At 41.2% G+C, this 23811-nt stretch carries 27 protein-coding genes and 1 other RNA gene; 7 read left to right on the forward strand and 21 right to left on the reverse strand.

All coding sequences use genetic code 11. The annotated features are described in order from the left end of the window. Positions 1-8: 8 nt before the first annotated feature. From AC4J95_RS05295 to AC4J95_RS05315, 5 genes are all read right to left on the reverse strand, one after another. A complete protein-coding gene (locus AC4J95_RS05295) occupies positions 9-2216 on the reverse strand; it encodes a RelA/SpoT family protein (RefSeq protein ID WP_494548927.1) in 2208 nt (735 codons plus the stop codon). A gap of 72 nt (positions 2217-2288) precedes the next feature. Beyond that, positions 2289-3032: a 16S rRNA (uracil(1498)-N(3))-methyltransferase gene (locus AC4J95_RS05300; protein ID WP_494548928.1), complete on the reverse strand. Its 744-nt coding sequence runs from the start codon at positions 3030-3032 to the stop codon at positions 2289-2291. Between the two features lies 1 nt (position 3033). Continuing rightward, positions 3034-3981, reverse strand: a complete 948-nt coding sequence (gene prmA / locus AC4J95_RS05305; protein WP_494548929.1) for a 50S ribosomal protein L11 methyltransferase — start codon at positions 3979-3981, stop codon at positions 3034-3036. A 13-nt stretch (positions 3982-3994) separates the two neighbouring features. Then, positions 3995-4471, reverse strand: coding sequence for a DUF3013 family protein (locus tag AC4J95_RS05310; protein ID WP_494548930.1), 477 nt, complete (start codon positions 4469-4471; stop codon positions 3995-3997). 2 nt (positions 4472-4473) lie between these two features. After that, a complete protein-coding gene (locus AC4J95_RS05315) occupies positions 4474-5100 on the reverse strand; it encodes a DNA-3-methyladenine glycosylase (RefSeq protein ID WP_494548931.1) in 627 nt (208 codons plus the stop codon). A 423-nt stretch (positions 5101-5523) separates the two neighbouring features. Here AC4J95_RS05315 and AC4J95_RS05320 point away from each other — a divergent pair, with 423 nt between their 5' ends. Beyond that, positions 5524-6804: a replication-associated recombination protein A gene (locus AC4J95_RS05320; RefSeq protein ID WP_494548932.1), complete on the forward strand. Its 1281-nt coding sequence runs from the start codon at positions 5524-5526 to the stop codon at positions 6802-6804. Between the two features lie 223 nt (positions 6805-7027). Here the strand turns inward: AC4J95_RS05320 and AC4J95_RS05325 are convergent, their stop codons facing one another. From AC4J95_RS05325 to AC4J95_RS05335, 3 genes are all read right to left on the reverse strand, one after another. Next, a complete protein-coding gene (locus AC4J95_RS05325) occupies positions 7028-8107 on the reverse strand; it encodes a hypothetical protein (protein WP_494548933.1) in 1080 nt (359 codons plus the stop codon). A gap of 386 nt (positions 8108-8493) precedes the next feature. Beyond that, positions 8494-8736, reverse strand: a complete 243-nt coding sequence (locus AC4J95_RS05330; protein WP_494548934.1) for a hypothetical protein — start codon at positions 8734-8736, stop codon at positions 8494-8496. Continuing rightward, on the reverse strand, positions 8733-8918 hold the full coding sequence (locus AC4J95_RS05335; RefSeq protein ID WP_494548935.1) for a hypothetical protein: 186 nt from the start codon (positions 8916-8918) through the stop codon (positions 8733-8735). Before AC4J95_RS05335 ends, AC4J95_RS05330 begins: the two co-directional genes overlap by 4 nt. A gap of 393 nt (positions 8919-9311) precedes the next feature. Here AC4J95_RS05335 and ssrS point away from each other — a divergent pair. The 3 genes from ssrS (at position 9312) to AC4J95_RS05350 (ending at position 10502) form a co-directional block, all read left to right on the forward strand. Continuing rightward, positions 9312-9505: non-coding RNA, 6S RNA (gene ssrS, locus AC4J95_RS05340), on the forward strand. A 65-nt stretch (positions 9506-9570) separates the two neighbouring features. Next, the gene (locus AC4J95_RS05345) at positions 9571-9855 is read left to right on the forward strand and encodes a hypothetical protein (RefSeq protein WP_494548936.1); all 285 of its coding nucleotides are present in this window, start codon (positions 9571-9573) and stop codon (positions 9853-9855) included. A 176-nt stretch (positions 9856-10031) separates the two neighbouring features. Next, complete coding sequence (locus AC4J95_RS05350) at positions 10032-10502, forward strand: universal stress protein (protein WP_494548937.1); 471 nt, start codon at positions 10032-10034, stop codon at positions 10500-10502. Positions 10503-10562: 60 nt separating this feature from the next. Here the strand turns inward: AC4J95_RS05350 and fucO are convergent, their stop codons facing one another. From fucO to AC4J95_RS05385, 7 genes are all read right to left on the reverse strand, one after another. After that, positions 10563-11720: a lactaldehyde reductase gene (fucO, locus tag AC4J95_RS05355; RefSeq protein WP_494548938.1), complete on the reverse strand. Its 1158-nt coding sequence runs from the start codon at positions 11718-11720 to the stop codon at positions 10563-10565. A gap of 319 nt (positions 11721-12039) precedes the next feature. Next, positions 12040-12315 (reverse strand): L-rhamnose mutarotase, encoded by a 276-nt coding sequence (locus AC4J95_RS05360; protein ID WP_494548939.1) that lies wholly within the window; start codon positions 12313-12315, stop codon positions 12040-12042. Beyond that, entirely contained in the window at positions 12312-13145 is an 834-nt protein-coding gene (gene rhaD, locus AC4J95_RS05365) for a rhamnulose-1-phosphate aldolase (protein ID WP_494548940.1), read from the reverse strand. Before rhaD ends, AC4J95_RS05360 begins: the two co-directional genes overlap by 4 nt. 48 nt (positions 13146-13193) lie before the next feature. After that, positions 13194-14477, reverse strand: coding sequence for an L-rhamnose isomerase (gene rhaA / locus AC4J95_RS05370; RefSeq protein ID WP_494548941.1), 1284 nt, complete (start codon positions 14475-14477; stop codon positions 13194-13196). A 224-nt stretch (positions 14478-14701) separates the two neighbouring features. Continuing rightward, positions 14702-16156: a rhamnulokinase gene (gene rhaB, locus AC4J95_RS05375; protein ID WP_494548942.1), complete on the reverse strand. Its 1455-nt coding sequence runs from the start codon at positions 16154-16156 to the stop codon at positions 14702-14704. A gap of 11 nt (positions 16157-16167) precedes the next feature. Then, positions 16168-16914, reverse strand: a complete 747-nt coding sequence (locus AC4J95_RS05380; protein WP_494548943.1) for a hypothetical protein — start codon at positions 16912-16914, stop codon at positions 16168-16170. Continuing rightward, complete coding sequence (locus AC4J95_RS05385) at positions 16875-17885, reverse strand: purine-cytosine permease family protein (RefSeq protein ID WP_494548944.1); 1011 nt, start codon at positions 17883-17885, stop codon at positions 16875-16877. Before AC4J95_RS05385 ends, AC4J95_RS05380 begins: the two co-directional genes overlap by 40 nt. Positions 17886-18006: 121 nt before the next feature. Here AC4J95_RS05385 and AC4J95_RS05390 point away from each other — a divergent pair, with 121 nt between their 5' ends. Further along, the gene (locus AC4J95_RS05390; protein WP_494548945.1) at positions 18007-18972 is read left to right on the forward strand and encodes an AraC family transcriptional regulator; all 966 of its coding nucleotides are present in this window, start codon (positions 18007-18009) and stop codon (positions 18970-18972) included. Between the two features lie 166 nt (positions 18973-19138). On the opposite strand, the gene AC4J95_RS05395 is transcribed toward AC4J95_RS05390, so the two are convergent. Continuing rightward, the gene (locus AC4J95_RS05395; protein WP_494548946.1) at positions 19139-19492 is read right to left on the reverse strand and encodes a fluoride efflux transporter FluC; all 354 of its coding nucleotides are present in this window, start codon (positions 19490-19492) and stop codon (positions 19139-19141) included. Next, positions 19489-19869 carry a fluoride efflux transporter CrcB gene (crcB, locus tag AC4J95_RS05400; protein WP_494548947.1) on the reverse strand — a complete coding sequence of 127 codons (381 nt, stop codon included), beginning with the start codon at positions 19867-19869 and terminating at the stop codon, positions 19489-19491. Before crcB ends, AC4J95_RS05395 begins: the two co-directional genes overlap by 4 nt. 138 nt (positions 19870-20007) lie before the next feature. On the opposite strand from crcB, the gene AC4J95_RS05405 reads away from it, so the two are divergent. After that, the gene (locus AC4J95_RS05405; protein WP_494548948.1) at positions 20008-20682 is read left to right on the forward strand and encodes an HAD family hydrolase; all 675 of its coding nucleotides are present in this window, start codon (positions 20008-20010) and stop codon (positions 20680-20682) included. A 49-nt stretch (positions 20683-20731) separates the two neighbouring features. On the opposite strand, the gene AC4J95_RS05410 is transcribed toward AC4J95_RS05405, so the two are convergent. The 4 genes from AC4J95_RS05410 to AC4J95_RS05425 are packed head-to-tail and all read right to left on the reverse strand — an operon-like array spanning position 20732 to position 22902. Continuing rightward, positions 20732-21277: a cysteine hydrolase family protein gene (locus AC4J95_RS05410; RefSeq protein WP_316404196.1), complete on the reverse strand. Its 546-nt coding sequence runs from the start codon at positions 21275-21277 to the stop codon at positions 20732-20734. Between the two features lie 38 nt (positions 21278-21315). Further along, positions 21316-22008, reverse strand: coding sequence for a 5'-methylthioadenosine/adenosylhomocysteine nucleosidase (locus tag AC4J95_RS05415; protein ID WP_316404147.1), 693 nt, complete (start codon positions 22006-22008; stop codon positions 21316-21318). Positions 22009-22045: 37 nt separating this feature from the next. Next, positions 22046-22330: a cell wall synthase accessory phosphoprotein MacP gene (macP, locus tag AC4J95_RS05420; protein ID WP_316404146.1), complete on the reverse strand. Its 285-nt coding sequence runs from the start codon at positions 22328-22330 to the stop codon at positions 22046-22048. Further along, positions 22327-22902 carry an NUDIX hydrolase gene (locus tag AC4J95_RS05425; protein ID WP_494548949.1) on the reverse strand — a complete coding sequence of 192 codons (576 nt, stop codon included), beginning with the start codon at positions 22900-22902 and terminating at the stop codon, positions 22327-22329. The genes macP and AC4J95_RS05425 overlap by 4 nt, the downstream gene beginning before the upstream one ends. 206 nt (positions 22903-23108) lie before the next feature. Between AC4J95_RS05425 and AC4J95_RS05430 the strand changes: the two genes are divergently transcribed. Then, positions 23109-23765 carry a 5-bromo-4-chloroindolyl phosphate hydrolysis family protein gene (locus tag AC4J95_RS05430; protein ID WP_494548950.1) on the forward strand — a complete coding sequence of 219 codons (657 nt, stop codon included), beginning with the start codon at positions 23109-23111 and terminating at the stop codon, positions 23763-23765. Positions 23766-23811: the final 46 nt, after the last annotated feature.

The following is a 23811-nucleotide window of genomic DNA, read 5'->3' on the forward strand; positions in this document are numbered from 1 at the left end:
AAAACCTCCTAGCCTTTCATCCGTTTCACACTGTAGACATCAGGAACGGTTTTGACCTTATCCACGATGGAATACAGGTGATTCAGGTTTTGAATCTTAAACGTCAAATTGATGACTGCCAAACGATCCTTCGTTGGTTTGGCCTCAACACTAACTAGCTTCTTGGTCATACCGCTCACGATATTCAAGACATCGTTCAATAGACCATCACGATTGAAGCCATAGATTTCCAGACTCGCATTGTACTCTTGAACGGAATTGGAGGTATCTTCCCATTCCACCTCAATTAAGCGTTGCTGGATATCCTTTTGCTTCGTGATATTTGGACAATCGGCACGATGAATCGAGATTCCACGACCTTTAGTGATATAGCCGACAATATTGTCGCCGGGGACCGGATTACAGCAATGACTGATCCGAATCAACAGATTGTCGATTCCTTGAATGACGATGCCACCTTCATGACGAACCTTGATTTTTTCTGGTTCTTTCGGATTGTTGACCATTTCATCCACAGCATCTTGCTGCTTCTTCTTCATCTGCTCACGGCGTTCTTTTTCCGTTAAACGATTGGCAAAAGTCAGCGCGCTCATTTCACCAAAACCGATCGCTGCATACAGATCATCTTCGCTATGAAAATTGAACTTGTCCAACACTTCAGAAAGCTTGTCCTTTGTCAGCATTTCCTTCGGCACAAAGCCTAAATCGTTGATACATTTAACGACCGCGTCATGACCCTTCGTGACATTTTCTTCTCGATCTTGAGTCTTAAAGAAGCGTTTGATCTTATTTTTAGCTTTGCTGGTCTTGACTAAATTCAGCCAGTCACGACTTGGTCCAAAGGAATTGGCTGAGGTCATGATCTCGATGATATCACCATTTTTCAGCTTATAATCCAACTGCACCATCTTGCCGTTAACTTTGGCACCCGTGGTTTTATTACCGACATCAGTATGAATACTGTAGGCAAAATCTAATGGACCAGAACCTTTTGGCAGCTCAGTCACATCGCCTTTTGGTGTGAATACGTAAACCTTATCGCTGAAAATATCGCCTTTAACACTTTCCATAAACTCAGAAGCATCATAGCTTTCGTCTTGCAGCTCAATAATTTCACGGAACCAGTCCAATTGTTTATTGTCTTGTGTTGCTTCCGTTTTTTCTGTTTTACCTTCTTTATAAGCCCAGTGAGCCGCAACCCCGAACTCAGCGATTTGATGCATCTCATGGGTACGGATCTGAACTTCAACAGGATTGCCGCTTGGTCCGATGATCGTCGTATGCAGTGACTGATACATGTTCGCCTTTGGCATCGCAATATAGTCTTTGAAGCGGCCTGGCATCGGTTTCCATTTAGTATGAATTGCCCCTAAGACGGCATAACAATCCTTGATGGAATCCACGATCACACGAATTGCTAGCAAATCATAAATTTCATCAAATTGCTTTTTTTGATCCCGCATTTTGCGATAAATTGAATAGATATGCTTGGGACGTCCGTAAATATCCCCTTCAATTCCCAGTTCTTTCGTGGCTTCTTTAATTTCATCCACAGCTTCTGCGACAAAGCCTTCACGCTCGTCACGTTTGCTGCGCATCAAGTGAACGATCCGATAATATTGCTTTGGATTCAAATAACGCAAAGCGGTATCTTCTAGTTCCCACTTGATCCGGCTCATCCCTAGTCGATCCGCTAATGGCGCATAGATTTCCAGTGTTTCACGAGCGATTCGGCGTTGCTTGTCATCCCGCAAATATTTCAACGTCCGCATATTGTGCAAGCGGTCGGCTAATTTAACCATGATAACCCGTAAATCTTGGGCCATCGCTAATAGCATTTTTCGGTGGTTTTCCGCTAATTGTTCTTCGTGAGACTTGTATTTGATCTTCCCTAATTTGGTTACACCGTCGACTAATGAGGCCACGTCTTCCCCGAATTCGACTTTTAGATCATCTAAGGTGACAGGTGTATCCTCTACAACATCATGTAAAAAACCTGTCGCAACGGTGTGAGGGTCCATATGTAAATCTGCTAAAATCCCTGCTACTTGAATTGGATGAATAATGTAAGGCTCCCCTGATTTACGAATCTGAGGCTTATGGGCTTCATAAGCAAAATCGTAAGCCTTTTGTACAAACGCCACGTGCTCTTTTCCCATGTAGGTACTAACCATCCTAATGACGTCAGGACCGGTCAATTCAACTTCTTTTGCCATGTGACGTTCCCCCCTGTTTTCTGAAAATGATTGCTCTCATTATACAAACTCTAGTAGGCTTTTTCAATCAAATCAGTGTTCTAATTCATAATAAAAACTCGCCGCACTCAAAAGATAGAATGGAGCTGTTTCTGTCCGTAAAATTCGTGGTCCTAAACCGCAAAGCAGCGCGCCAGCAGCTTGGAATTTTTCGATCTCATTTGGTGTTAAACCGCCTTCTGGACCGAAAACGACCAATAGCTTCTGACCAGCCTCAAGCGCCTGCAAGGTTTGGACTAACTGTGCTTGCTCTCCTTGTTTCGCAGATTCTTCATAAGCGATCAAAACCGCATCGTAGTCAGCAAAGCTTGCGGTCAATTCTTTTTCTGAAGTGAAGTTGACTGTAGGCAGTGCTTGACGATGGGATTGTTCCGCTGCTTCTTGGGCAATTTTATTCAATCGTTGTTGTTTCTTTTGCTGCTTCTTCGTATCCCATTTTGCTACTGAGCTTTCTCCAGGAAAGGCAATAAACTCATGTGCCCCAAGCTCCGTTCCCTTTTGCACGATCAGTTCCAGTTTTTCACCTTTAGGAAAACCGCTGGCAATCGTAATCTGTATCGGCAACTCTCGCAGCAAGCTCTCTTTTTCAACTTCGGCTAACGTTACCTTGTCACTATCGATTGCAGTGATCTTGGCTTTGATGGCCGTTTGATCATTAAAAACGAGAAAAACTTGATCGTCCACGGACATGCGCATTACTCGCGACATGTGATGATGCGCTTCACCGCTAACTTCGATGGTTGATTGATAGGCTTGATCAATAAAATAGCGCTGCATCTTAATCTTCCTCTGGTTTCTTCAGGATGATCGCGAACCAATCCTTTTGTTGGAAGATCCGATCGACTTCGAAGCCTTGCGTGTACATTTCTTCCAGCACCATATCTTTTTTATCTTCGATGATCCCTGAAACAATCAATGTGCCATCTGATTTCAATAAACGCCACGCATCCTCGATCATTAAAACGATGATGTCCGCTAAGATATTCGCCACGATCACATCGGCTTCTTGCTCTACGCCAACTAGCAAGTCATTTGCCGATACATGGATATTTTCAGTATTCGCATTTAGATCGACATTTTCTTGGGCTGAACGAACGGCTACTTCATCTAAGTCATAAGCATAAATATCTTTCGCGCCGTAAATAGAGCTGGCGATACTCAATACGCCAGAGCCGGTTCCCACATCTAAGACCGTTTCACCGCCGCGCAAAACTGTTTCCAGCGCCTGCAAGGTCAGATTCGTTGTCGGATGGGTGCCTGTTCCGAAAGCCATCCCTGGATCTAAGGTAATGATCTTTTCATCCTCATGCTGTGCTTCGTATTTCTCCCAGCTTGGTACGATCGTTAAATAGCGGGTCACGCGAACCGGATGATAATATTTTTTCCAAGCAGTTGCCCAATCGCTTTCTTCCACTTCACTAACTTCAACGATATTTTTGCCGATATTCAAGCCAAACTCCGGCAGCTCTGCGATACGATCTTTAATGAATGGTAGGATTTCCGGCAAGAAGATCGTTTCTGGAAAATAAGCCATTACGACCGCCCCTTCTTCCAGACTAGAAAAAGTTTCCTTATCTAATAATTCGCCGTATTGATCCTCTTGATAGTTTTCAAAATCCAAAGCATCCTCGATTGCAACACCTGATGCGCCTGCTTCCATTAAAATATTCGAAACAGCTTCGACTGCTTCACTTTCTGTTGTTACTTTGACTTCATTCCATTTCATCTTTTTCGCCCCTTTAATAGCTTGGATAAGGTAAATAGCTGCTGTCAGTTGGTTTAATCGTCGCTTTGAATACTGCATCGTCCCAATTCATTTCAAAAATCGCATCGTCGCTGTCATCTGCCAAAAAGTCCAGCAGATCACTCTGTCCTTCTTCGATCACATCTTTCAAATAATCGACAACCGCTGTCAGTTCGTTTTTCTTCATGCCTTTTTTGCCCTCATAAGGGATCACCGCTAAAAAGTCATCTGGATCGTAGCTCGATTTGTCAGGATCAACTAGTAAAATCGCGTCTTCAAATTCAATGATCTCTTCTTCGGAAGCCACGCCATCCACATCATCGATTTCGACTTGTCCCTTATTTTCGCCGTAAATTCGAAAAGCAATCTCAAAGCTGCGATTCCGTATGTCCCAGTCTAACGCTAATTCGTAGTCAGGAATCTTTTTGTTCAAGTAATTATCTAAGTAAGTAATCATGGTCTCTTTTGCCATATTTAGTTCCTCCAGCCATTGTTTTCTTCTATTAAACTCTTTCGTTGATTGGTTATGTAAGGATTTCCGCGAACGACAAAGCGCAGCGGCTTTTCCGTCCAGATTCCTTTATTGGGAATACCGATGCGGGGAAGTGCCAAAATTTCCTTAGGCAGCCGTCTCTTTTCTGGAACAAGATGCAGCGAACTAGAAAAAATCGATTCGCCATATAAGTCACGAGTGATTCCCAGCGCTTCAACCAATTTGCCTGGGCCATCCGAAACGGCAGCACCCATTCTACCATGACGATTCAGAACCATCTGTTCAATGCCTTCCACTGGTTCGAATCCGCGAATCATCACTCCCTGCGGCATCCCAACAGGCTGTGTGATCATATTCAAGATCAAATGTGTATGCATCGTATATAAATAGATCGTTCCCGGTTTTTCGTACATCGCTCGAACCCGAGGCGTATCACGCATGCCATAACTGTGAGCCGCTTCATCATCAGGACCTAGATACGCTTCGCAATCAACGATATAGCCGCCTAGTTTTCCTTCTGGTGTCTCGTGTTCCAGATACATTCCCAGTAAATATTGGGCGATATTTTCAGTTGTTTCGGTTTTAAAATAATTGATTACCTGCTCCATTTTTCTCACCTTCTCCATGATACACAATAATTCTGCCACACGCTACGCCCAGCAATCAAAACTCAGCAAACACAAAGGAAGAATGCTATAATGAGAACATACATTTGCTAATTGCGAGTTCCACTTCGTACTTCTAGTACGATTAGTGGAATCGTATGCCAACGACAATCAGAAAATTTGCTTCAAATTTTCTGATTGTCGTTGGCTCTGCTTTTCGCAGTTTTCTTGATCAGTATCTCTTAGTTTTAAACTTTGAAAGTATTAAGCTTGCGTTGTTTAGCAGAATGGTATGCGTACGAAGATTAGGATATTTTTCGAGTTCTTCCGAAAAATATCTTCTTTAGTTTTGAGCTAGCCGCCAATTAATAGGACGTATATATATAAAAACTATATCGAATACATTAAATACATAGGAGGTTCCTCATGCAACAGCCTTTAGCCTATCGCATGCGTCCTCGCAACTTAGATGAAGTTGTCGGACAACAGCAATTAGTTGGATCAGGGAAAATCATTCGCCGGATGGTCGATGCGCGGATGCTTTCTTCCATGATCTTATATGGACCCCCAGGCACAGGAAAAACTAGTATCGCTAGTGCCATTGCAGGTTCAACCAATTACGCTTTTCGGATGCTGAATGCGGCAACCGATACCAAAAAAGATTTGCAGATTGTCGCCGAAGAAGCCAAAATGAGCGGCACAGTCATTTTATTACTAGATGAAGTCCATCGTTTAGACAAGACTAAACAAGATTTTCTGCTGCCTCATTTAGAAAGTGGTCGGATCATCATGATCGGTGCCACTACAGAAAATCCCTATATCACGATCAATCCCGCGATTCGCAGCCGGACACAAATTTTTGAAGTAAAACCCTTAGATGAGGATGATATTATCACAGCCGTCAAGTCGGCATTGGAAGATAAGGAACGCGGACTCGGAGAATATCCAGTTGAACTGGATGCAGAGGCATTGAAGCATTTAGCTCGGGCAACAAACGGTGACTTGCGAAGTGCCTTGAACGGTTTAGAATTAGCAACAAAATCCACGCCAAAAAATGATGAAGGTAAGATCCATTTGACACTCTCTATCATTGAAGAGTGTGTCCAACGAAAAGCCTTGACCCATGACAAAGATGGCGATGCCCATTATGATGTGATCTCAGCCTTTCAAAAGTCGATTCGCGGCAGTGATGTTAACGCGGCGTTGCATTATCTGGGACGATTGGTCGAAGCGGGCGACCTCCCAATTATCTGTCGCCGTTTAATGGTGATCGGCTATGAAGATATCGGCTTAGGAAATCCAGCCGCTGCTGCTCGAACGGTGCAAGCAGTCCAAGCCGCCGAAAAATTAGGCTTTCCTGAAGCACGGATTCCTCTGGCAAACGCTGTCGTTGATCTCTGCCTCTCGCCCAAGTCCAATTCAGCTTACTCAGCATTGGACGCGGCGATCACAGATATTCGCATGGGCAATGCTGGCGAGGTGCCGGATCATTTGCGCGACAGTCATTACAAAGGAGCCCAAGCCTTGAATCGCGGTGTTGGGTATCAATATCCCCATAGCTTTGAAAATGCTTGGGTCGATCAGCAATATCTACCTGACAAGATCAAAGACGCGCATTATTACGAACCAAAATCCACTGGTAAATATGAACAAGCACTTGGTCAGCAATATCAGCGGATTGAAGAGTGGAAGAAGAAGAAAAAGTAATTGTTCGGTCAGTTAGATTTCCTTCTCAAAATATGAATACATTACAAAAAGCGGGTATCAGAATACTCGCTTTTTCACATTATTCAAATCATGTCTGCTTTTGATCAGCACAAATAAACCTAGCGCATTCGAACTTTACCCATACTAAATAAGCGTGATCATCCTGCGATTTTTTCACTGAACACTCTGAATATTCACTTATAGAAGCACTAACACCTAGGTATCACTTCCATTTCTTGCCTTTCTTATTCTTTTTGTTTTTCTTTTTCCTCTTTTTCTTCTTAGGATCTAGCTGGGGCTGCCCTTTACTTTTCCCCTTACTCTGAGAAGTGGAGGCTTTATTCTGCGGCTTGTCGGCGACTTTTGAGGTAGGCGGCTGCTCTGTTGCAGCTGGATTAGGTGCGGCGGAACATCCTTTTGGCTCCGTGTGCGGCGCTGCTTGCGCTAGCTGGTACATCGCCTCTGCTTTATTCATGTACTTCTCATAGGATAATGTGCTTTTTCCTGTGCCATTTGCTATGGTAGTAGTTTCTTTTGGAAGCATATTGCCAGTATTAATAGTAGAATCTGGCGTTGCATGTGTTTCTTCTGACGTGCTTGCAATTTGCGGATCTTGGGCAGATTCCTCCGATTCTGATTGCGCCTTTTTCGCTTTGCGCTTCACGCCGCTGCGTCTTAGAGGACATTCATATTCAAAAAAATTCGTAAAGCGACGAATTCCTTTAGCATTCTGAAAGATCGTTAAAGTTGTCATAATAGGCAATAATTCAGCAACCTCATCAGCTTTATTAGGTGAATCTTCGGAAATTTCCTTCGTATCTCGCAAGATCCATTTATATTTTTTCCCACTCGCGTCTGTAAAAGTCGATACGATATCGAATGTAAATTCAGATGATCCAGGTTCCTCACTGGTTATTTTCTCTAAAAGCTCTTTATATCTACGCGATTCCTTGGTAAATTCGCGATATTCTGCTTCATTAGCGAAAAGTCGGTCGATAACAGTTGTCCATTCTCCCTTACCATCCGCCGCTTTGCCCGTAAAGAATTTTTCAAAATATACACAATGCTTCCGCAAAGTATTATTGGGTTCGGCCGTAAGGAAAATTTGGTGGATGAGGTCTGTCAGCAGGTCAATAGAGTAATCTTTACGACACACAGCTTCTCTCAGTAGGATAGCAACAAGAACTTCCACAACTTTTGAGGCATTTTGAGTTTGCTCGAAATACTGGCGAACTCTCTTCATAAGATTCTCTTTGGTCATTCTTCCAAAAATCTGAATAAAATCCAATTTGACTATTTCCATGCTGAACATCCTTTCATCTTTCACTCTATAAGAAAACGATTACATTTTTATATAAATAGAATAACGCCAAATAACTAATGTGTAAATAGCCTGAGTTTGCAAACATTTTTAGAAAAATTAAATGCTTTGGGTAATACGCCCTATCTCTGACTACTGTTATCATTTTTGTGCAGATAAATAAAAGTTAAAATAACTAACAATAACATTTCTATTTTTAACAGTTGGTAATCGTGGCTTTTTAACTATATTTTTTTACATCTGTACTGATGACTATGTATCCATGATTATTATAATTTTTTTGATAAAAAAGTGATCATCCGCAAGAGAGATGATCACTCAAGAAGTGTCGACTTCTACTGGCTCTTCAAACATTAAAAAAATTGACATCATTCACAAATGCTTTTTACCTTATTCGTCAGAAAAATACTAGGAATAAAAATCAACGCCAGAACAACGACTGAAACGAAAAAGCCGGCATGATAAGCAGATAGTTCGTGGGCAATGGTCGGTTGTGTACCCTGTAATGCGGTCGCCACGACTGTTGCAATCATCGCTGAACCGAAGCTTGAACCTAGATTTTCGATAATATTGATGCCGACGCCAGCATCCGGCAGCTCTTCATCAGTCAATGGCAGATTGATTCCCCCATCTTCGTGACATTCGGATCTTTATGCTTCCCAATAAACTCAATGCAATGAACCTCGGAGGCTGCATATCCGGCTAACTCCTTCTCCATCTTGACCTTATCCAGCCATGCTCGCTTATTGAACACCTCAGCAAAACCGTCTAGGACTTCCTTTTTTTTATTCATAATTTTTCTCCTAGTATATAATAATGAATTTATTTCTCTAAAAAGAACAAACGAACTTTTATCCGCTTTGTTTCTCGATTAAGCGCAAGACCATTCTAGATTGTTTTTGTTTCTTTTTCAACAAAATTATTCAATATTCTCCAGCATCGCTCTCTATAATAGCCCGTAGGAGTGACGCAAGTAGGTAACATTTTTTCTTTCTATTTCGCCTCAAAAAAAAACGAACAAAAAGATTTTTATCCAAAGCGAAAAATAAGTAATTTGTTTTGACAGACTTGCCTCTTTTTTTATACAATGTACCTATAGAAGACGGAAGTAGTTTGAGTTGATTCGATTTTATCGATGGAGGCCACTTCGTTGCGTCTCAATAATGACTGTGCTATGATTGAGATGGAAATTCTGTGATGTGCGCGTTGCCTATTTCAGTGTTGACCGAACATTTTTATTGATATCTTGGGATCTGTCTTGTGTCAAAGTTGGTAACATGCCTTTACATTTGGTAGTTCAATGCTTAGACCATGGAACCCACCTGCTAGATTTTGCGGGATCAATACTATCGGGTGAATAACGGCATCGACGGAATTTTCCATTTTTATGGAATGAAAGCAATTTGCGTACTGCAAATTGCTTTTTATTGTATAGGAGGAAAAAAATGGTCCGCATTTTATTATTTTTACTAGCACTTATTTTATTATTCTGCAGCTATTATTTGATTAAAAAGCCACAGGGATTGCTCGTTCTCTTCAGTAAAGAGACACAAACTGAGTCCCGCAGCTTTTTGCGCCAATTCGGAATGATTTATGCCGTATTAGGAATTATGGCAATTTTGGTCGGCGTAATAAATAACCGCTCCTATTCAATGATGTATTTAATCCTGCTCTTGGTGGTCGCAGCTGTCTTTGCCTTGTTGATGGGTTCAAAAACAAAAAAAGGTTAACAGTACCATTTTCAAGAAATTTGATTTAAAATAAAGATATGAAAAGAATATCAGACTAACTGTTTACATTTTCATATGTACTTGTAAAAAAGTTGAATGATATGCATCTTGAATTTGAGATTTATTTTTCTAAACGGAAAAACAAATACTCTGAAAAGAAAAAGGAGTTGGAAACGATGGATCAAGAATACAGTAAAATCATGGTAGCAGTCGACGGTTCTAATGAAGCAGAATTAGCATTTAGAAAAGCAGTGAATGTCGCTAAGCGAAACCAAGCGGAATTATTACTTGCTCATGTCATTGATACACGCGCGTTTCAAACAGTTTCTTCTTTTGATAATGTACTTGCTGAACAAGCCACAGATATGGCGAAACAAACCTTAGATGATTATGAAGCTGAGGCTCAAAAAGCTGGTGTGAAAAATATCAGTAAAGTCATTGAATATGGCGCGCCAAAAGTGATGATCGCCAATCAAATCCCTGAAAACAATCAAATTGATCTGATCATGCTGGGAGCAACTGGTTTAAATGCTGTTGAACGCTTATTTATCGGTTCAGTTTCTGAATATGTCATTCGCAACGCTGACTGTGATGTATTGATTGTCCGGACAGACTTAGACAACAAGGTTCCTGAAAAGGAAGATTAGTTTTAAAACGATCAAAGAGGGTGTGCCACTTGGCACACCCTCTTTTTCTTGAATATAAGTTTAATCCAGCATTGATTTGTAAAGTCCAACGATCTCTTCCACTGTCGCATCCCGCGGATTCCCTGGTGAGCAGACATCGCGGAAAGCATCATCTGCGATTTTTTGGACATCGGCTTCTTTCATACCGATCTCAGTCAGGCTTTGCGGAATACCAACATCGATCCCTAATTGCTTCACTGCTTGAACGGCCGCATCGCGAACTTCTGCCAACGGCATATCCGCTGCGCCCTCTACGCCCATGGCAACGGCGATCTCACGGTATTTTTCACCAGTATAATCTTTATTAAAGTCCATGATCAATGGTAGCAAGGTCGCACACGCCACCCCGTGAGGTGTATCATACCAAGCAGATAATGGATGCGCCATTCCGTGAACCAAACCTAATCCAACGTTAGAAAAGCCCATGCCGGCGATATATTGCCCCAACGCCATTTTTTCTCTCGCCTCTTGATTTCCAGCAACAGAATCGCGTAAGGCATGGCTGATGATTTCGATTGCTTTGATGTGGAGCATGTCGCTCATTTCCCAAGCCCCTTTGGTAATGAAGCCTTCGATCGCATGCGTCAAAGCATCCATACCGGTTGCGGCACATAATGCAGTTGGCATTCCCATCATCATATCGCTATCAACGAAGGCTACGACTGGAATATCATGGGGATCGACACAAACAAATTTACGTGAATTGGCTTTGTCAGTGATCACATAATTGATTGTTACCTCGGCAGCTGTCCCAGAAGTGGTCGGTACTGCTAAAATCGGTAGAGATGGTTTTTTCGTCTCAGCTACTCCTTCAAGACTGATGACATCCGAGAACTCAGGATTGGTCGTAATAATTCCGATTGCTTTTGCTGTATCGATTGGTGAACCGCCGCCAATGGCTACAATATAATCTGCTCCGGCTGCTTGACAAGCCTTGACCCCGGCTTGAACGTCTTCAATAGAAGGATTCGGTACAATTCCGTCAAAAATCTCGTAACTTAACCCCGCCTTGTCTAAAATCGCTGTGACTCTCGTTGCTACTTCAAATTTCAATAAATCCTTATCTGTCACAACTAATGCTTTTTTGAACCCACGTTTTTTGGCTTCGTTGGCCACCTCTTGAATCGCGCCTTTTCCAAAATAAGACGTTTCATTCAAAATCATTCGATTGACTACCATAGTATCTCTCCTTTTGTTGTGTTTTGTTTCACAATTGATTATCGCACGAAAAGAAATTGCTTTCCATGACTTCTAATTGTAAATTCTTGCTAAGAAATAATACTCATTTAGCAGAAAAGTTTCCCATAATAAAAGTTAAATCTTCAATTCGTAAATAACTCCGCCCGGCCGGATTCCTTTGCTGAATTTGAGGCGAGCATACAACTTCGCGGTAATTTTAAAAATCTTTCTCCTGTTTCTTTTCAGTCAGCCTCATAACTTGTACAAGATATTCCATAGATCGCTTCTTATTATCCTATGTGCCGTTTTTCACATATTTTTAGAAATTGAAGTCTTGCCTACCCCTTTGGAACATTACCATTCCATCATTTGAAAGAATGGCAATGTCATCTGCTGTTTGTGCCCATTTTTCTTCATCCTCGATTTCAAGATACCCAAAAAGGTAATCTGTTTCTGGATCATAGAAAATAGAATAGCTTTGAGCTCCGTGTTCTTTTAACATCGCGCGCATCTCAGGCCATAATTCGTTATGACGCTTCGCATATTCCTCTTTTAATCCTGGATATAGTTTCATTCGTACAGCCTTTTTTATCATACAGTCGAAACCTGCGCTTCAAAGAATTCAGGATTTGGCGTGATACCGAATTGTTTTGCTAACGCGATAAAGTTTTCATCAGTGATCGATTGCTTCACACCACCTTGTGCTTGTACGTAAGTATAGACCTCAGCAGCTTTTTCCGCCGTTTCGATCAAGCCGAATGTTTCATCCATCGTACGTCCCGCGCCATATACACCGTGGAACGACCACAAGACCAAACGAGCCTGTTTCATTTTTTCGGCAGTTGCTTTTCCGATTTCATTAGAGCCTGGAATGAGCCAAGGCAAAACTTGTACTCCTTCAGGAAAGACGACTAGACATTCCGTACACATCTCCCAAAGTGTACGGGTGATTGCCTTAGATGTTAATTCATGGGTAAAAGTCATCGCTAATAAATGCGTTGCGTGGCAATGCATCACGATTCTATTTTCAGGATCAACCTCTAAACGCGCACTATGACTCATCAGATGTGCGGGTAATTCGCTCGTTGGTACTCCCCCATCTGTGTAGCCCCAGAGCAGGTCAACACTTTGTCCGTCTTCTGACACACGCAGCACCCCTAGATTATTTGCTGGATCTACAGCTATATTTTTGAAATATTTGCCTGATCCTGTAACGATAAAGTATCTCCCTTTAAGCGCCGAACCGTCAAAAGCCATTGGAATATTGCGTAGAATATTCGTTGTATCTAAATAAGCGCTGACAGCTTCTTCATCTAGCAAATACGAGATATTCCCGCCATTTCTCTCATCCCAGCCTAAGCGATATAGATTGCTGGTTACTTCCACCATTTCTTGTACAAAAGGTGCTTCTAAAATATTTTTCACGATTAATTCCTCCAAGATTTTATCTACAACTACTGACCCGCCAATGAATTAGCCGATTGATGTGACCAATTCTTTTTCGCGAGCAGATAATACATCACGCTCATAGTTCATCACTTCGTCATACCAGTTCATACCAACAGGTGCATTGTTTATTTCACAGAAGTAGTTCCATACATCCGCATAAGGAAAGTCCTTCAATTCTTCTGTCAATGCTAGGCGTTTCGTATAATCACCATCCAATTCCATTTCTTTTAGATCAGTGATTGGTTCAAGCATCGCTTTTAGTAAAGCTTTTTGCGTATTGCGTGTACCAACGACCCAAGCCGCGATTCGGTTAATGGTTGCATCAAAGAAGTCTAACCCAATATTGGTTTTATCTAATAGATCATTCCTAACGATTTCGTTACCGATTTCTTGCAATTCATCGTCCATAATCACTACATGATCAGAATCCCAACGAACTGGACGAGAAACGTGAAGCATGATACCTTTAGAGAACAGTGCTAGGGAAGATAATTTGTTTGAGATCACTTCTGTTGGATGGAAATGACCAGCATCTAAACAGATCAATTTGTCGCGAGTCAAGCCATAGCCCATATAAAACTCATGAGAGCCAACTGTGTAAGCTTCTGCACCCAGACCGAATAATTTACTTTCAACGGCTTCTTGGGTATATTCTTCGTTTAAATCCTCTGCAAAAATCGCATCTAATGACTCCATCATACGTTTCCGCGGACTGTAACGATCGATTGGATTGTCCTTCATGCCATCTGGCATCCAGAAGTTGTTGATACATGTTTGACCCGTTTCTTTCCCAAGGTATTCAGCGATCTTGCGGCTGCGTTTGCCATGCTCAATCCAGAAGTCGCGTACAGCTTGATCGGGGTGAGCCAAAGTCATACCGTCTTTCATCATTGGATGAGAGAAGAAGGTTGGATTGAAGTCCAAACCAACGCCTTGCTCTTTGGCCCATTTAGCCCAGTTTTCAAAATGTTTTGGTTCAATTTCATTCAAGTCAACTGGTTCATCTGTATCTAGATAAATCGCATGCAAATTCAATTTGTGGCTGCCAGGAATCAATGACAAGGCTTTTTCGATGTCTTGGCGTAATTGATCCGGGGTATGAGCCGCTCCAGGATAATCTCCTGTAGCCATGATCCCGCCGGTCAATTCTCCATCTGGATTCAAGAAGCCTTTTACATCATCACCTTGCCAGCAATGCATTGAGATTTTTACGTCTTGTAATTTCTTCAAAGCCGCATCGGTATCGACACCAATCTCTGCGTAGCGTGCTTTTGCTTCTTCGTAGCGTTCTTCAACTGTTTTTGTCATTTTTTGTTTTTCTCCTTTTCATTTCAATGTATTGGTTTTCCATATAGAAAAACTATTTTGATTTTTCAAAACATCTCGCCGTTCGCTAATTCGTTTGTGGCTTGTTCAAAACCGAACGGTTATCCTTTTCATAGTTCTTAGTTTCCTTTAAGCATGTAGATTCATTATTTTTTATACCTGTACGCAAAGCAGTTCTTGCAACTAATGTCCTTGCAAAAAGATTCTTACGCGAATACCTTTGCTAGTTGTTGAAATTTTGTCACAGCTTCTAAATAATTTTTGTTTGGTTGAAATTCTTTTATTAAGAATGAACGTTTGATTCCCTCGCGGCCTTCCGCCAGTGTACCAAAGCCCTTGGTCGCTACCATCTGAACGATAATATTCCCGATCGCTGTTGCTTCGCTCGGTCCTGCTAGAACATTGACACCACAAATATCCGCCGTTAATTGATTTAGAAAGTCATTATTCGAACCGCCTCCGACAATATGTAATTGCGTGATTATTCGTCCAGTGATTTTTTCTAACTTGTCCAGTTCATTCGCATAACAAAGTGCTAAGCTGTCGTAGATACAGCGAGCGAGTTCACCGGGAGTTTTCGGAATTTTTTGATTGGATTCGTGACAATACTCTTGAATCGCTGTGATCATATTCTGTGGATTTAAGAATCGTTGATCATTTACGTCAATCACACTTACAAAGGCCTCTTCTTGACTTGCCAGCTTCGCCAGTTCCGGATACGAATATTGATACTCTTGCATCCGCGCCACTTCTTGGATCAACCACATCCCCATAATATTTTTTAAAAAGCGAATCGTTCCTTGTACGCCCCACTCATTAGTAAAGTTTGCGTCAAATGCTTCTGGAGTCGAGATTCCCTCATCAATCTCAACCCCCATCAAGGACCATGTACCTGAGCTTATATACGCCCAATTTTCACCTTTTCCTGGCGTCCCTACGACTGCCGAAGCCGTATCATGCGAAGCAATCGTGATGAACGTTGCATCTGGTAAATCATATGTTGGGAATTTTTCTTTTATGATCGTACCTAGGATAGAACCCGGCTCAACTGTATTAGGAAATAGCGTCTTATCAAGGTTGATCGCTGTCAACACATCTTCGTCAAGTTTGCGCGTTTTCAAATTCATTAGCTGCATGGTTGATGCATTGGTTTTTTCTAATACCGCATTCCCAGTCAAAACATAACCAAGATAATCTGGCATCAGCAATAATTGTTTTGCTTGCGCCAACTTTTTTTGGTCTTCTTTCAATAATTGGAAGACAGTGTTGAATGGCTGCAGTTGGATTCCTGTTTTTTCGTACAACTGCTTCAATGAAAACTCACGAGAAAATTCTTCTAGTACATTTTCTGTACGGCTATCACGATAACTGATCGGTTGACTCAATGCTTGCCCTTTTTCGTCTAATAAGCAATAATCAACTCCCCATGTGTCAATGCCTACATAACACTTGTCTATCCCACTCTGCTTGGCCTTTTCCAAACCAAGCAAAATTTCTTTCACTAAATGATCGGCATTCCAATGATCCGTTCCATCGATTGAGGAAAAACCATTTTTAAATCGATGAAGCTCTTTCAATGATATTTTTCCGTCGATCGCCTGTGAATGCATTAACCGACCGCTGGATGCGCCAATATCAATGGCGATATAGTTTTCAGTCATTTGTCTTCTCCTTATGATGCTTCTTTCACCTGTGCTGCGTTTACTTTTTCAAATGCCTTTTCTCTCACGTACATGCCGCTTGCGCCAAAAACAAAGTATAATAAAGTCAATAGTAAAGAGACCGTTCTAAAGGTTGGATCATCCATCGTTCCGCTTGAGCGCATAAACGTGATGATAAGGATCACACCTAAGAATACAAAGGACATTCCTTGCAGTGCCCGAGATAATTTAGGGACTTTCACCTGACGATTGTCCACGATATCCTTCTCATCTTCTTGGATCAATTGTTGTAGGGCTTGCTGAATTTTTTCTTCTTCTGCTGCCTCTACGGAGTAATCTTCCTTCGCGCCCATTGATAAAGCTAAAATTGCATAAGCACCCATTGCCAGCAAATAGGTCGGCAAGAACAAAAAGTACGAATGAATCACGTTAGTCACTGTCATGATGACTACAAAGGCCAGCGAAATCAGCCATGCAATCAGCGCTGCTTTATTCACTTGATCTTTACGGTACATGGACCAGTAACGCGTCGCACCTAATTTGGGTAAAATCCAATGCTCCGTTATCGCGATCGCCCCGATGGATGGAACAACTAAAACAATAATATTAACAATCGTCATTACGTTAGCCGTAATTGGCAGACAAGCCGCCAGTGTCATGACGATTCCTACGACATAAGTTAATTTTTTCAAATCTACATTGAAAATCGTTTGGAAGGCTAGTCCTGCCGATAAATACTTGGATTCGCTGTTGTCCACCCAGCAAAAATGACTGCTAATAAGCCCATACCGCCGACAACCGCGTTTGTTACCGCTCCTGAATCCAAGACCATCAAGGATTTTCCTAGCATAGATGCAGCAGCTGCACCCATGATGCCGGCGCATCCCCAAGCAAAGAAATGACCGATATACATGCCGACTGCTGATACATAACCATAAGTCGATTTCCGTGCAAAACGGAACAAGGACATATCGTTTAAACCGCCATGGTAAGCTAAGTTACACATCCAAGCAAAAGCAATCACATGGGGTAAGCCCAACTGTGGATTACCAGGCAGAGGATTGCCTGTCCAAACGGTTGCATTCATTAAGTTCATAAAGTCGCCAAAGGAATGTATTCCTTGTGTTCCTGCTGTCTCAAGTAATGTCGGCAGCGACAATAAAGCGCCTACAAAAAAGACTAAAATCATCCAAGGAGCACTGACTGAAGCAAATTTTGCTACCGCATCAAAACCGTTAGCTGCAACAACTGTCACGATCACACCTAAAACGATCACGATCAAAACAAAGGTAATACTCGTTGGATACCATTCTGTCTGCAGAGGTACGTTAAAAATCTCGCGCACCGCAGAAGCTGATACTGTTAACATTGAAGCCGCCATTGCAATCGAAGCAATTCCCCAAATGAAGTTATATATTTTTTGCATGTAGGGTCCTAATACTTTGTTCAAATAGGAATATAGAGTCAATCGTGTATCTACAGCTATCGGCGCACAAACAAGTGCATACGTGAGTGTCGCTAACAAGTTACCAATTAATAGTCCAATAAAAATATTCGTTGCACTGACTCCCCAAGTGACCAAGGTTGCGCCGATAACAAATTCGGTCGCTGCAATATGCTCCCCACCGTATAATCCAAAGAAATTTCCTAATCCAGACAATTTTTTGTTTGAAATCGGCCGATCCTCAATTGGAATCTGTTTAGCCATTTCTAGATACTGTTTTTCCATGACTCTCTCCTTTAATTGTTTTCTTGCGCTGCAACTTACAGGCTTAGAATACGATGATACCGTTTACGAAACAATGACAAAATGTTAGTATCTGAGTATCAAAAATACAGGTGATGAAAAAATGAAACAAATTGAAGACTACTTTTTACCTTTGGATGAGGCTGAAAAAGTACAAAAAAAAACAGGAAAATGGCTGGATGAATTTAACGAAGAAAAATCGAGCTATTTAAAAATCAAGAATGAACTTTTTTTCGAAAACAAAGTGATCTTAATTCGAAAACACAGGCGTTTCGCTCACTATCCTCTACATTCTCATCAATTTATGGAATTTAACTATATGCTTCAAGGGGAATCAAAGCAGATTGTTAATGGGGAAGAACTCTTATTACCAGAAAAACATTTACTACTTTTGGATCCAAATTCTCAGCATGAATTGATGCCACTGGGTGAACAAGATTTGCTGATCAATTTTTTATTCAAAACCTCCGACATCAATCTTTCAGCGTTCACTAGAATAGATGTCGAAAATACAGGTGTTACTTATGATTTTCTTATCAATAGTGTTTTTGATTCTGATCTTAGCGAAAATTATTTACTACTTGACTTAGTCAATAATAAAGAGATCCAAGCAACCTTTGAACAGATGATTCGTGAATTTTTCTTAGACACTCGTTTGAGCAATGAAATCATGAATGCTCACTCTCAGGTATTGTTTCTTCAGCTTTCCCGGGTGTATCATGCGCAATTATCAACGATTTATCAGAAGGATACAAGTACAGTCACTATGTTGAAAATACTTCAGCAAATCGAAGAAAACTCAAACAATCTTTCCTTACAGACACTTGCTGAAGAGCTCGGCTATAACCGTAACTACTTATCCAATCTAATAAAAAAAGAGACGGGGAAAAATTTTAAACAGCTAATCATCGAACAACGTCTTCACGAAGCCCATCGCTTACTATTGACTACCAAAGTTCCCATCGAAGCGATCAGCGAATACGTTGGCTTTTCAAACAAGACCCAGTTTTATCAGAAATTCAAAGACTATTTCCATCAAACGCCTCAAAAGGTTCGCCAAATGCGGTAATCACTATCCAACTTTTCTATATTATTGCAGAATAAAGAGTTCTTATGGACTTCTTTCAGTTCCAAAAAAAACAGAATGAAAGTAACTGTTTCGAATAGTAGAAAACAAAAAAAGAGTAGATTACTCTACTCAAAAAACTCTATGAACTTGTTCTCATCCGACTATTTCAAATTGCTGTTCCAATCACGATGCCGATAAAACTCAACAGCAAGCCTAATCCATAAGAACCAAAAAAATAACGATAAAACATGGAACGATCATTCTTCCATAAGACAAACAATTCAAAATTGTAGGTAGAAAAAGTGGTATAGCCACCCATGATTCCTGTGCCTAAAAATAAATAAACTGGATCAGATAAGTGCAGTCCAAAAAAGATTCCTAATAACAGGCTTCCCGTCAAATTAATAAAGAATGTTGACCGGGGCAAGCGTTTCGTCTGCGGTTCAAAGTAATTATTTAAGGTAAAACGCAGCATCGCACCGATCGCTGCACCGCTGCCGACTAACAGTGTTTCGATCATTGATCCGCCACCTTTCTGTGGTAGATTGCTTCACCTAGTACGGTCATGGCAAATCCACCGACAAACGATAGAACCAAATAAAGAAACGCCAATCCGATTTGTCCTGATTGGACTAGTTTCATCGTATCCAAGGCAAATGACGAAAATGTCGTCAAAGCACCACAAAAACCAACGCCGATTCCTAAAACTAAACGAGCCGAAACATCGATATCACTTAGGATATGTTTGACAATCCAGCTAAAAATGAAGCACCCTAATAAGTTCACCAGCAGCGTCCCTAATGGAAAACCGTTCACAGCAGGAATCCACACGCCTAACCAATAGCGTGCTGTACCGCCGATAAAAGCAAAGAGTGCAATGACTAAGTAGTCCAACATGCTTTTCATCTCCATCTTTTTATTCTTACCTACTATAAAACGATTGATTTGAAGTTGCAAACAAACCTATCTTTTTCATCTGTTTTTTGCAAAACATGCTAAACTAGGGTTATCTTTGGAAAAAAGTGAGGGGTATTTATGAAAGGCATTATTTTTGATTTTAACGGGACAATGTTTTTAGATTCCGATTTACATGAAGCAGCTTGGTTGAAATTGATCCAGAAATATGCGGATAAAGAAGTGACCAAAGAAGAAATCATGAAAAATTTCCATGGCAAGACCAACGATGTGATTTTGCGTAAGTTCGTCTCGTCAACGCTGACAAACGAAGAGGTTCAAAAATTATCGGACGAAAAAGAGAGCTATTATCGTGAAGCACTCATCGCCGCTCCTGATCGTAAACATTTTACGAAAGGGATTGAGGAAGTATTGGACTATTTGAAAGCAGAAAAAATCCCAACGACGATCGCGACAGCATCGCCAAAGGTCAATCTGGATTTCTATTATGACTATTTGGACTTAGGAAGATGGTTCGATTATGAAAAAATCGTTTACTTCAACGGTGAATTTCCGGGCAAACCCGCGCCGGATATGTTCTTGATCGCAGCAGAAAAGATCAAGATGAAGCCGGAAAATTGTCTCGTGATCGAAGATTCTTATTCAGGCTTGCAGGCGGCTCATAATGCCAAGATCGGCACGATCGTCGCAATTGATCCAGAAGGAAAAAACCGCGGAGTCTTTAAAGCAGAGGGCTTAGCACAGGATGGGATCATTGAGGATTTCACCACCTTTATAGCAGACTATTTAAAATAGAAAAAGGCCGTAAGAGTAAGATTACAAAATCTAACTCTTACGGCTTTTATTAAACGATTTTTGCGCCCAAGGTGTTTTTGAAATGACTCAGCGCCCACGTATGACCCGTTGCATCGAAGCTGGCAACTGCTTTTTCTGGGATCACTAACTGATACCCCAGATTATAAGCATCTACCGCGGTATGCAGCACACAAATATCCGTGCAGACTCCTGTCAGGCAAAGCTCAGTAATCCCCCGCTCACGCAACCGGATGTCCAGATCAGTCCCGCTAAAGGCTGAATAATGACGCTTGTCGATCCAATAAACGTTTTTCTCTGCGTTGTTTGCTTGATAAAAATCAGCTAGTGATCCATATAAATCGCGACCGGCCGTACCGATCACATTATGTGGGGGAAAAAGTTTATTCTCAGGATGGTACTGATCGCTTGGATCGTGACCATCAATCGCAAAAACGATGAAATCGCCTTGATCAAAATATTCCTTCGTCACAGCTACTAAATCTTGTTCAATCGCCTGACCCGCTTCACCTGTAGTCAGCTTCCCGTCAGTGGCAACAAAGTCATTCGTGTAATCAATTGAAAGTAATGCACGCATCATAAGCTCCTCCTTGATCTAAAACATTTCACTTATCCTTAAACTAAATGATTAACAAATTCAATCACTAATTGAGCGGACAATTCGCCCGTGCGATTAACAAATTCCTCATGGGTTTCCGTCGCTTCACTGTCGGCTGTGTCGCTGATCGCTCGCACGATCAAGAATGGAATACCAAATTGAGCAGCCGTATGCCCAATCGCTGCTCCCTCCATCTCAACGGCTAACGCATCCGGAAAGGCCGCTTTGATCTCATAGATTTTTGAGGGGCTGCTGACAAATGTGTCACCTGAAACTACCAACCCAACGTGGGCAGTTTGATTCATTTTTTTGGTAGCTTCGAGCATCTCGCTTTTCAGATAGGTCGAGCTTTCAAAATACAACGGCATTCCCGGCACTTGACCAATTTTATACCCAAAGGTCGTGGCATCCACGTCATAATAAGCTACCTTATCCGCGACAACTAAATCTCCAACCGCCAGACCCGCACCGATCCCGCCGGCAGTCCCTGTGTTGATAACCATATTGACCTTGTATTGTTGGATCAAAACAGAGGTCGTGATTGAAGCCAATACTTTACCGATCCCTGATTGCACGACGATCACTTCATGGTTGCCTAAACTTCCTGAAATGAACAGTGCGCCTGATTGTTCCCAAGATAATGGATGCTCCAAGACTTCGCGTAATGCCTTTACTTCTGGTTCCATTGCACCAATAATACCGATTTTCATAATTATCCCTCAATTTCTTTTAGTTTCATTTTACAGCTTAAATGAAGAAAACAGCCAGCATGACCACGATCAACAATAGTAATACTATGATTATCGCTTTGTTCAAAAAGCTGCTGCGTTCCTTTTGCTTTACCCGCTCACTGCTGCGGGATTTTGTGACTGGTTTGTTCTTTTTCAGCTCTTTGCGATACACGTTGCTGATTTCTTTTTCTCTTTTTTCATAGGCTTGTTCCGCAGCTTTGCGTTGTTCTTCTGCCAAACGTTCCTGTTCTTCTTTTCGTTTTCTCAACTCGCTGCGCGTCACCAAGGGTGATTGGCTCATGCGTGATCTCCCCTTCTAAATTGCAGCAATTCCCAATAATTGACTGCAAAGATTGTTTTCGCGTCACAGATCAATCCCTCTTGAATCGCCTGCTTCGCTTCTTCCATCGTTAATTCATAAAGCTCCAATACTTCATCATCATCTTGTGGTCGCGGATTTTCTACTTTGACCAGATCGGTCGCAGCATAGATATATAATTTCTCATTTGAAAATCCCGGTGATAGATACATTTCATTTATGTAGGTTAATTTCTCTGTGTGATAACCAGTCTCTTCTTCTAATTCCCGCAACGCTGTCTTTTCCGGATGTTGACCTTCACCAGGATCGATTTTTCCAGCAGGAATCTCCAAAACAACTTTTTCCAACGGCTTTCTGAATTGCTTCACCATAATGATTTTATTTTCTTTAGTAATCGGGATGATCCCCACACCGCCATGATGAAAAACCAATTCACGCTTTGCTGTCCCGCCCATCGGCAAGGCAACATCGTCCAAATAAACTTCAATAATCTTTCCCTTAAACAATTCTTTACGATTTAACGTCTTCTCTTCAAAATCTTTATACTCTAACATAGCGACACCTTTCCTCCAAGTAGCCTTAACTCAACGGTTCTGCCTTATTGTATCACAGAAAATTCTTATGTTTTTTCTAAATCTGAAAAATCCATCTTTAGTCCGATACTATTTCTATAGAAATTCATGCTATGATGAGCGTGTAAAGAAATCAAGTAATTTGAATAAATAATGTGAAGGGTTATTACTAGACTAGGAGGATTATTATGCGAAGGAAAATATTCCCTATCATCATCGCAGCAATCGGTATTCTCTCCTTTTTTGAAGGAGACTTTGGCGACTTTATCGTCTTATTAATGCTGGTCGTTGGTTTTTGGTTGATTTATCGTGGATTCAAAGGAAGAAAAATCCGTCCACAACAAAAAGAAGAATTACCATTTCTTACTAAAGAAAAAGAAGCTTATTATAAAAAATTGGGTATGAGTGAACGCGAGATCGAATTGTTCCGCGAAACAATGAATCTTTCGAAGCAGCAAGTCTTGCAATTGCAGCAAAATATCCAAAAAAATGCCAAACTTAAAGCCATTGACCTTCGACATGAAACATTGAAGGCGGCAAAAGCTTTGTTTAAAGAATTGGTAAAAGATCCAAAGCGTTTACCAGAAGCAAGTCAGTTTCTTTATACGCACTTGCCGAACATCGTGGATTTAACGGACAATTATGTCGAAATTAACGGACATGAGGTCAAGTCAAAAGAAGTTTATGGTAAACTAGAGGAAAGCGCTCAAATCATTGATCAGATGGCGGATTTAATCGTAAAAGACTATCAACAATTCGTGGCCGAAGATTTAGAAGACATGGATGTTGAAATCTCGATCGCGAAGAAAAATCTTGACCAAGATCCTGATTTGACCACAAAATAAAAAATTAAAGCTAAACAAAAAATCTAGCTTAAGCTAGATTTTTTTC

The sequence above is a fragment of the Enterococcus sp. GPZ-007 genome (genome assembly GCF_059374735.1).

Bases quoted from the DNA above. Each gene is read 5' to 3' on its own strand.
- AC4J95_RS05295 (WP_494548927.1), bottom strand. From the start codon at position 2,216: ATGGCAAAAGAAGTTGAATTGACCGGTCCTGACGTCATTAGGATGGTT.
- AC4J95_RS05300 (WP_494548928.1), bottom strand. From the start codon at position 3,032: ATGCAGCGCTATTTTATTGATCAAGCCTATCAATCAACCATCGAAGTT.
- prmA (WP_494548929.1), bottom strand. From the start codon at position 3,981: ATGAAATGGAATGAAGTCAAAGTAACAACAGAAAGTGAAGCAGTCGAA.
- AC4J95_RS05310 (WP_494548930.1), bottom strand. From the start codon at position 4,471: ATGGCAAAAGAGACCATGATTACTTACTTAGATAATTACTTGAACAAA.
- AC4J95_RS05315 (WP_494548931.1), bottom strand. From the start codon at position 5,100: ATGGAGCAGGTAATCAATTATTTTAAAACCGAAACAACTGAAAATATC.
- AC4J95_RS05320 (WP_494548932.1), top strand. From the start codon at position 5,524: ATGCAACAGCCTTTAGCCTATCGCATGCGTCCTCGCAACTTAGATGAA.
- AC4J95_RS05325 (WP_494548933.1), bottom strand. From the start codon at position 8,107: ATGGAAATAGTCAAATTGGATTTTATTCAGATTTTTGGAAGAATGACC.
- AC4J95_RS05335 (WP_494548935.1), bottom strand. From the start codon at position 8,918: ATGAATAAAAAAAAGGAAGTCCTAGACGGTTTTGCTGAGGTGTTCAAT.
- AC4J95_RS05345 (WP_494548936.1), top strand. From the start codon at position 9,571: ATGGTCCGCATTTTATTATTTTTACTAGCACTTATTTTATTATTCTGC.
- AC4J95_RS05350 (WP_494548937.1), top strand. From the start codon at position 10,032: ATGGATCAAGAATACAGTAAAATCATGGTAGCAGTCGACGGTTCTAAT.
- fucO (WP_494548938.1), bottom strand. From the start codon at position 11,720: ATGGTAGTCAATCGAATGATTTTGAATGAAACGTCTTATTTTGGAAAA.
- AC4J95_RS05360 (WP_494548939.1), bottom strand. From the start codon at position 12,315: ATGATAAAAAAGGCTGTACGAATGAAACTATATCCAGGATTAAAAGAG.
- rhaA (WP_494548941.1), bottom strand. From the start codon at position 14,477: ATGACAAAAACAGTTGAAGAACGCTACGAAGAAGCAAAAGCACGCTAC.
- rhaB (WP_494548942.1), bottom strand. From the start codon at position 16,156: ATGACTGAAAACTATATCGCCATTGATATTGGCGCATCCAGCGGTCGG.
- AC4J95_RS05385 (WP_494548944.1), bottom strand. From the start codon at position 17,885: ATGGAAAAACAGTATCTAGAAATGGCTAAACAGATTCCAATTGAGGAT.
- AC4J95_RS05390 (WP_494548945.1), top strand. From the start codon at position 18,007: ATGAAACAAATTGAAGACTACTTTTTACCTTTGGATGAGGCTGAAAAA.
- AC4J95_RS05395 (WP_494548946.1), bottom strand. From the start codon at position 19,492: ATGATCGAAACACTGTTAGTCGGCAGCGGTGCAGCGATCGGTGCGATG.
- crcB (WP_494548947.1), bottom strand. From the start codon at position 19,869: ATGTTGGACTACTTAGTCATTGCACTCTTTGCTTTTATCGGCGGTACA.
- AC4J95_RS05405 (WP_494548948.1), top strand. From the start codon at position 20,008: ATGAAAGGCATTATTTTTGATTTTAACGGGACAATGTTTTTAGATTCC.
- AC4J95_RS05410 (WP_316404196.1), bottom strand. From the start codon at position 21,277: ATGCGTGCATTACTTTCAATTGATTACACGAATGACTTTGTTGCCACT.
- AC4J95_RS05415 (WP_316404147.1), bottom strand. From the start codon at position 22,008: ATGAAAATCGGTATTATTGGTGCAATGGAACCAGAAGTAAAGGCATTA.
- macP (WP_316404146.1), bottom strand. From the start codon at position 22,330: ATGAGCCAATCACCCTTGGTGACGCGCAGCGAGTTGAGAAAACGAAAA.
- AC4J95_RS05425 (WP_494548949.1), bottom strand. From the start codon at position 22,902: ATGTTAGAGTATAAAGATTTTGAAGAGAAGACGTTAAATCGTAAAGAA.
- AC4J95_RS05430 (WP_494548950.1), top strand. From the start codon at position 23,109: ATGCGAAGGAAAATATTCCCTATCATCATCGCAGCAATCGGTATTCTC.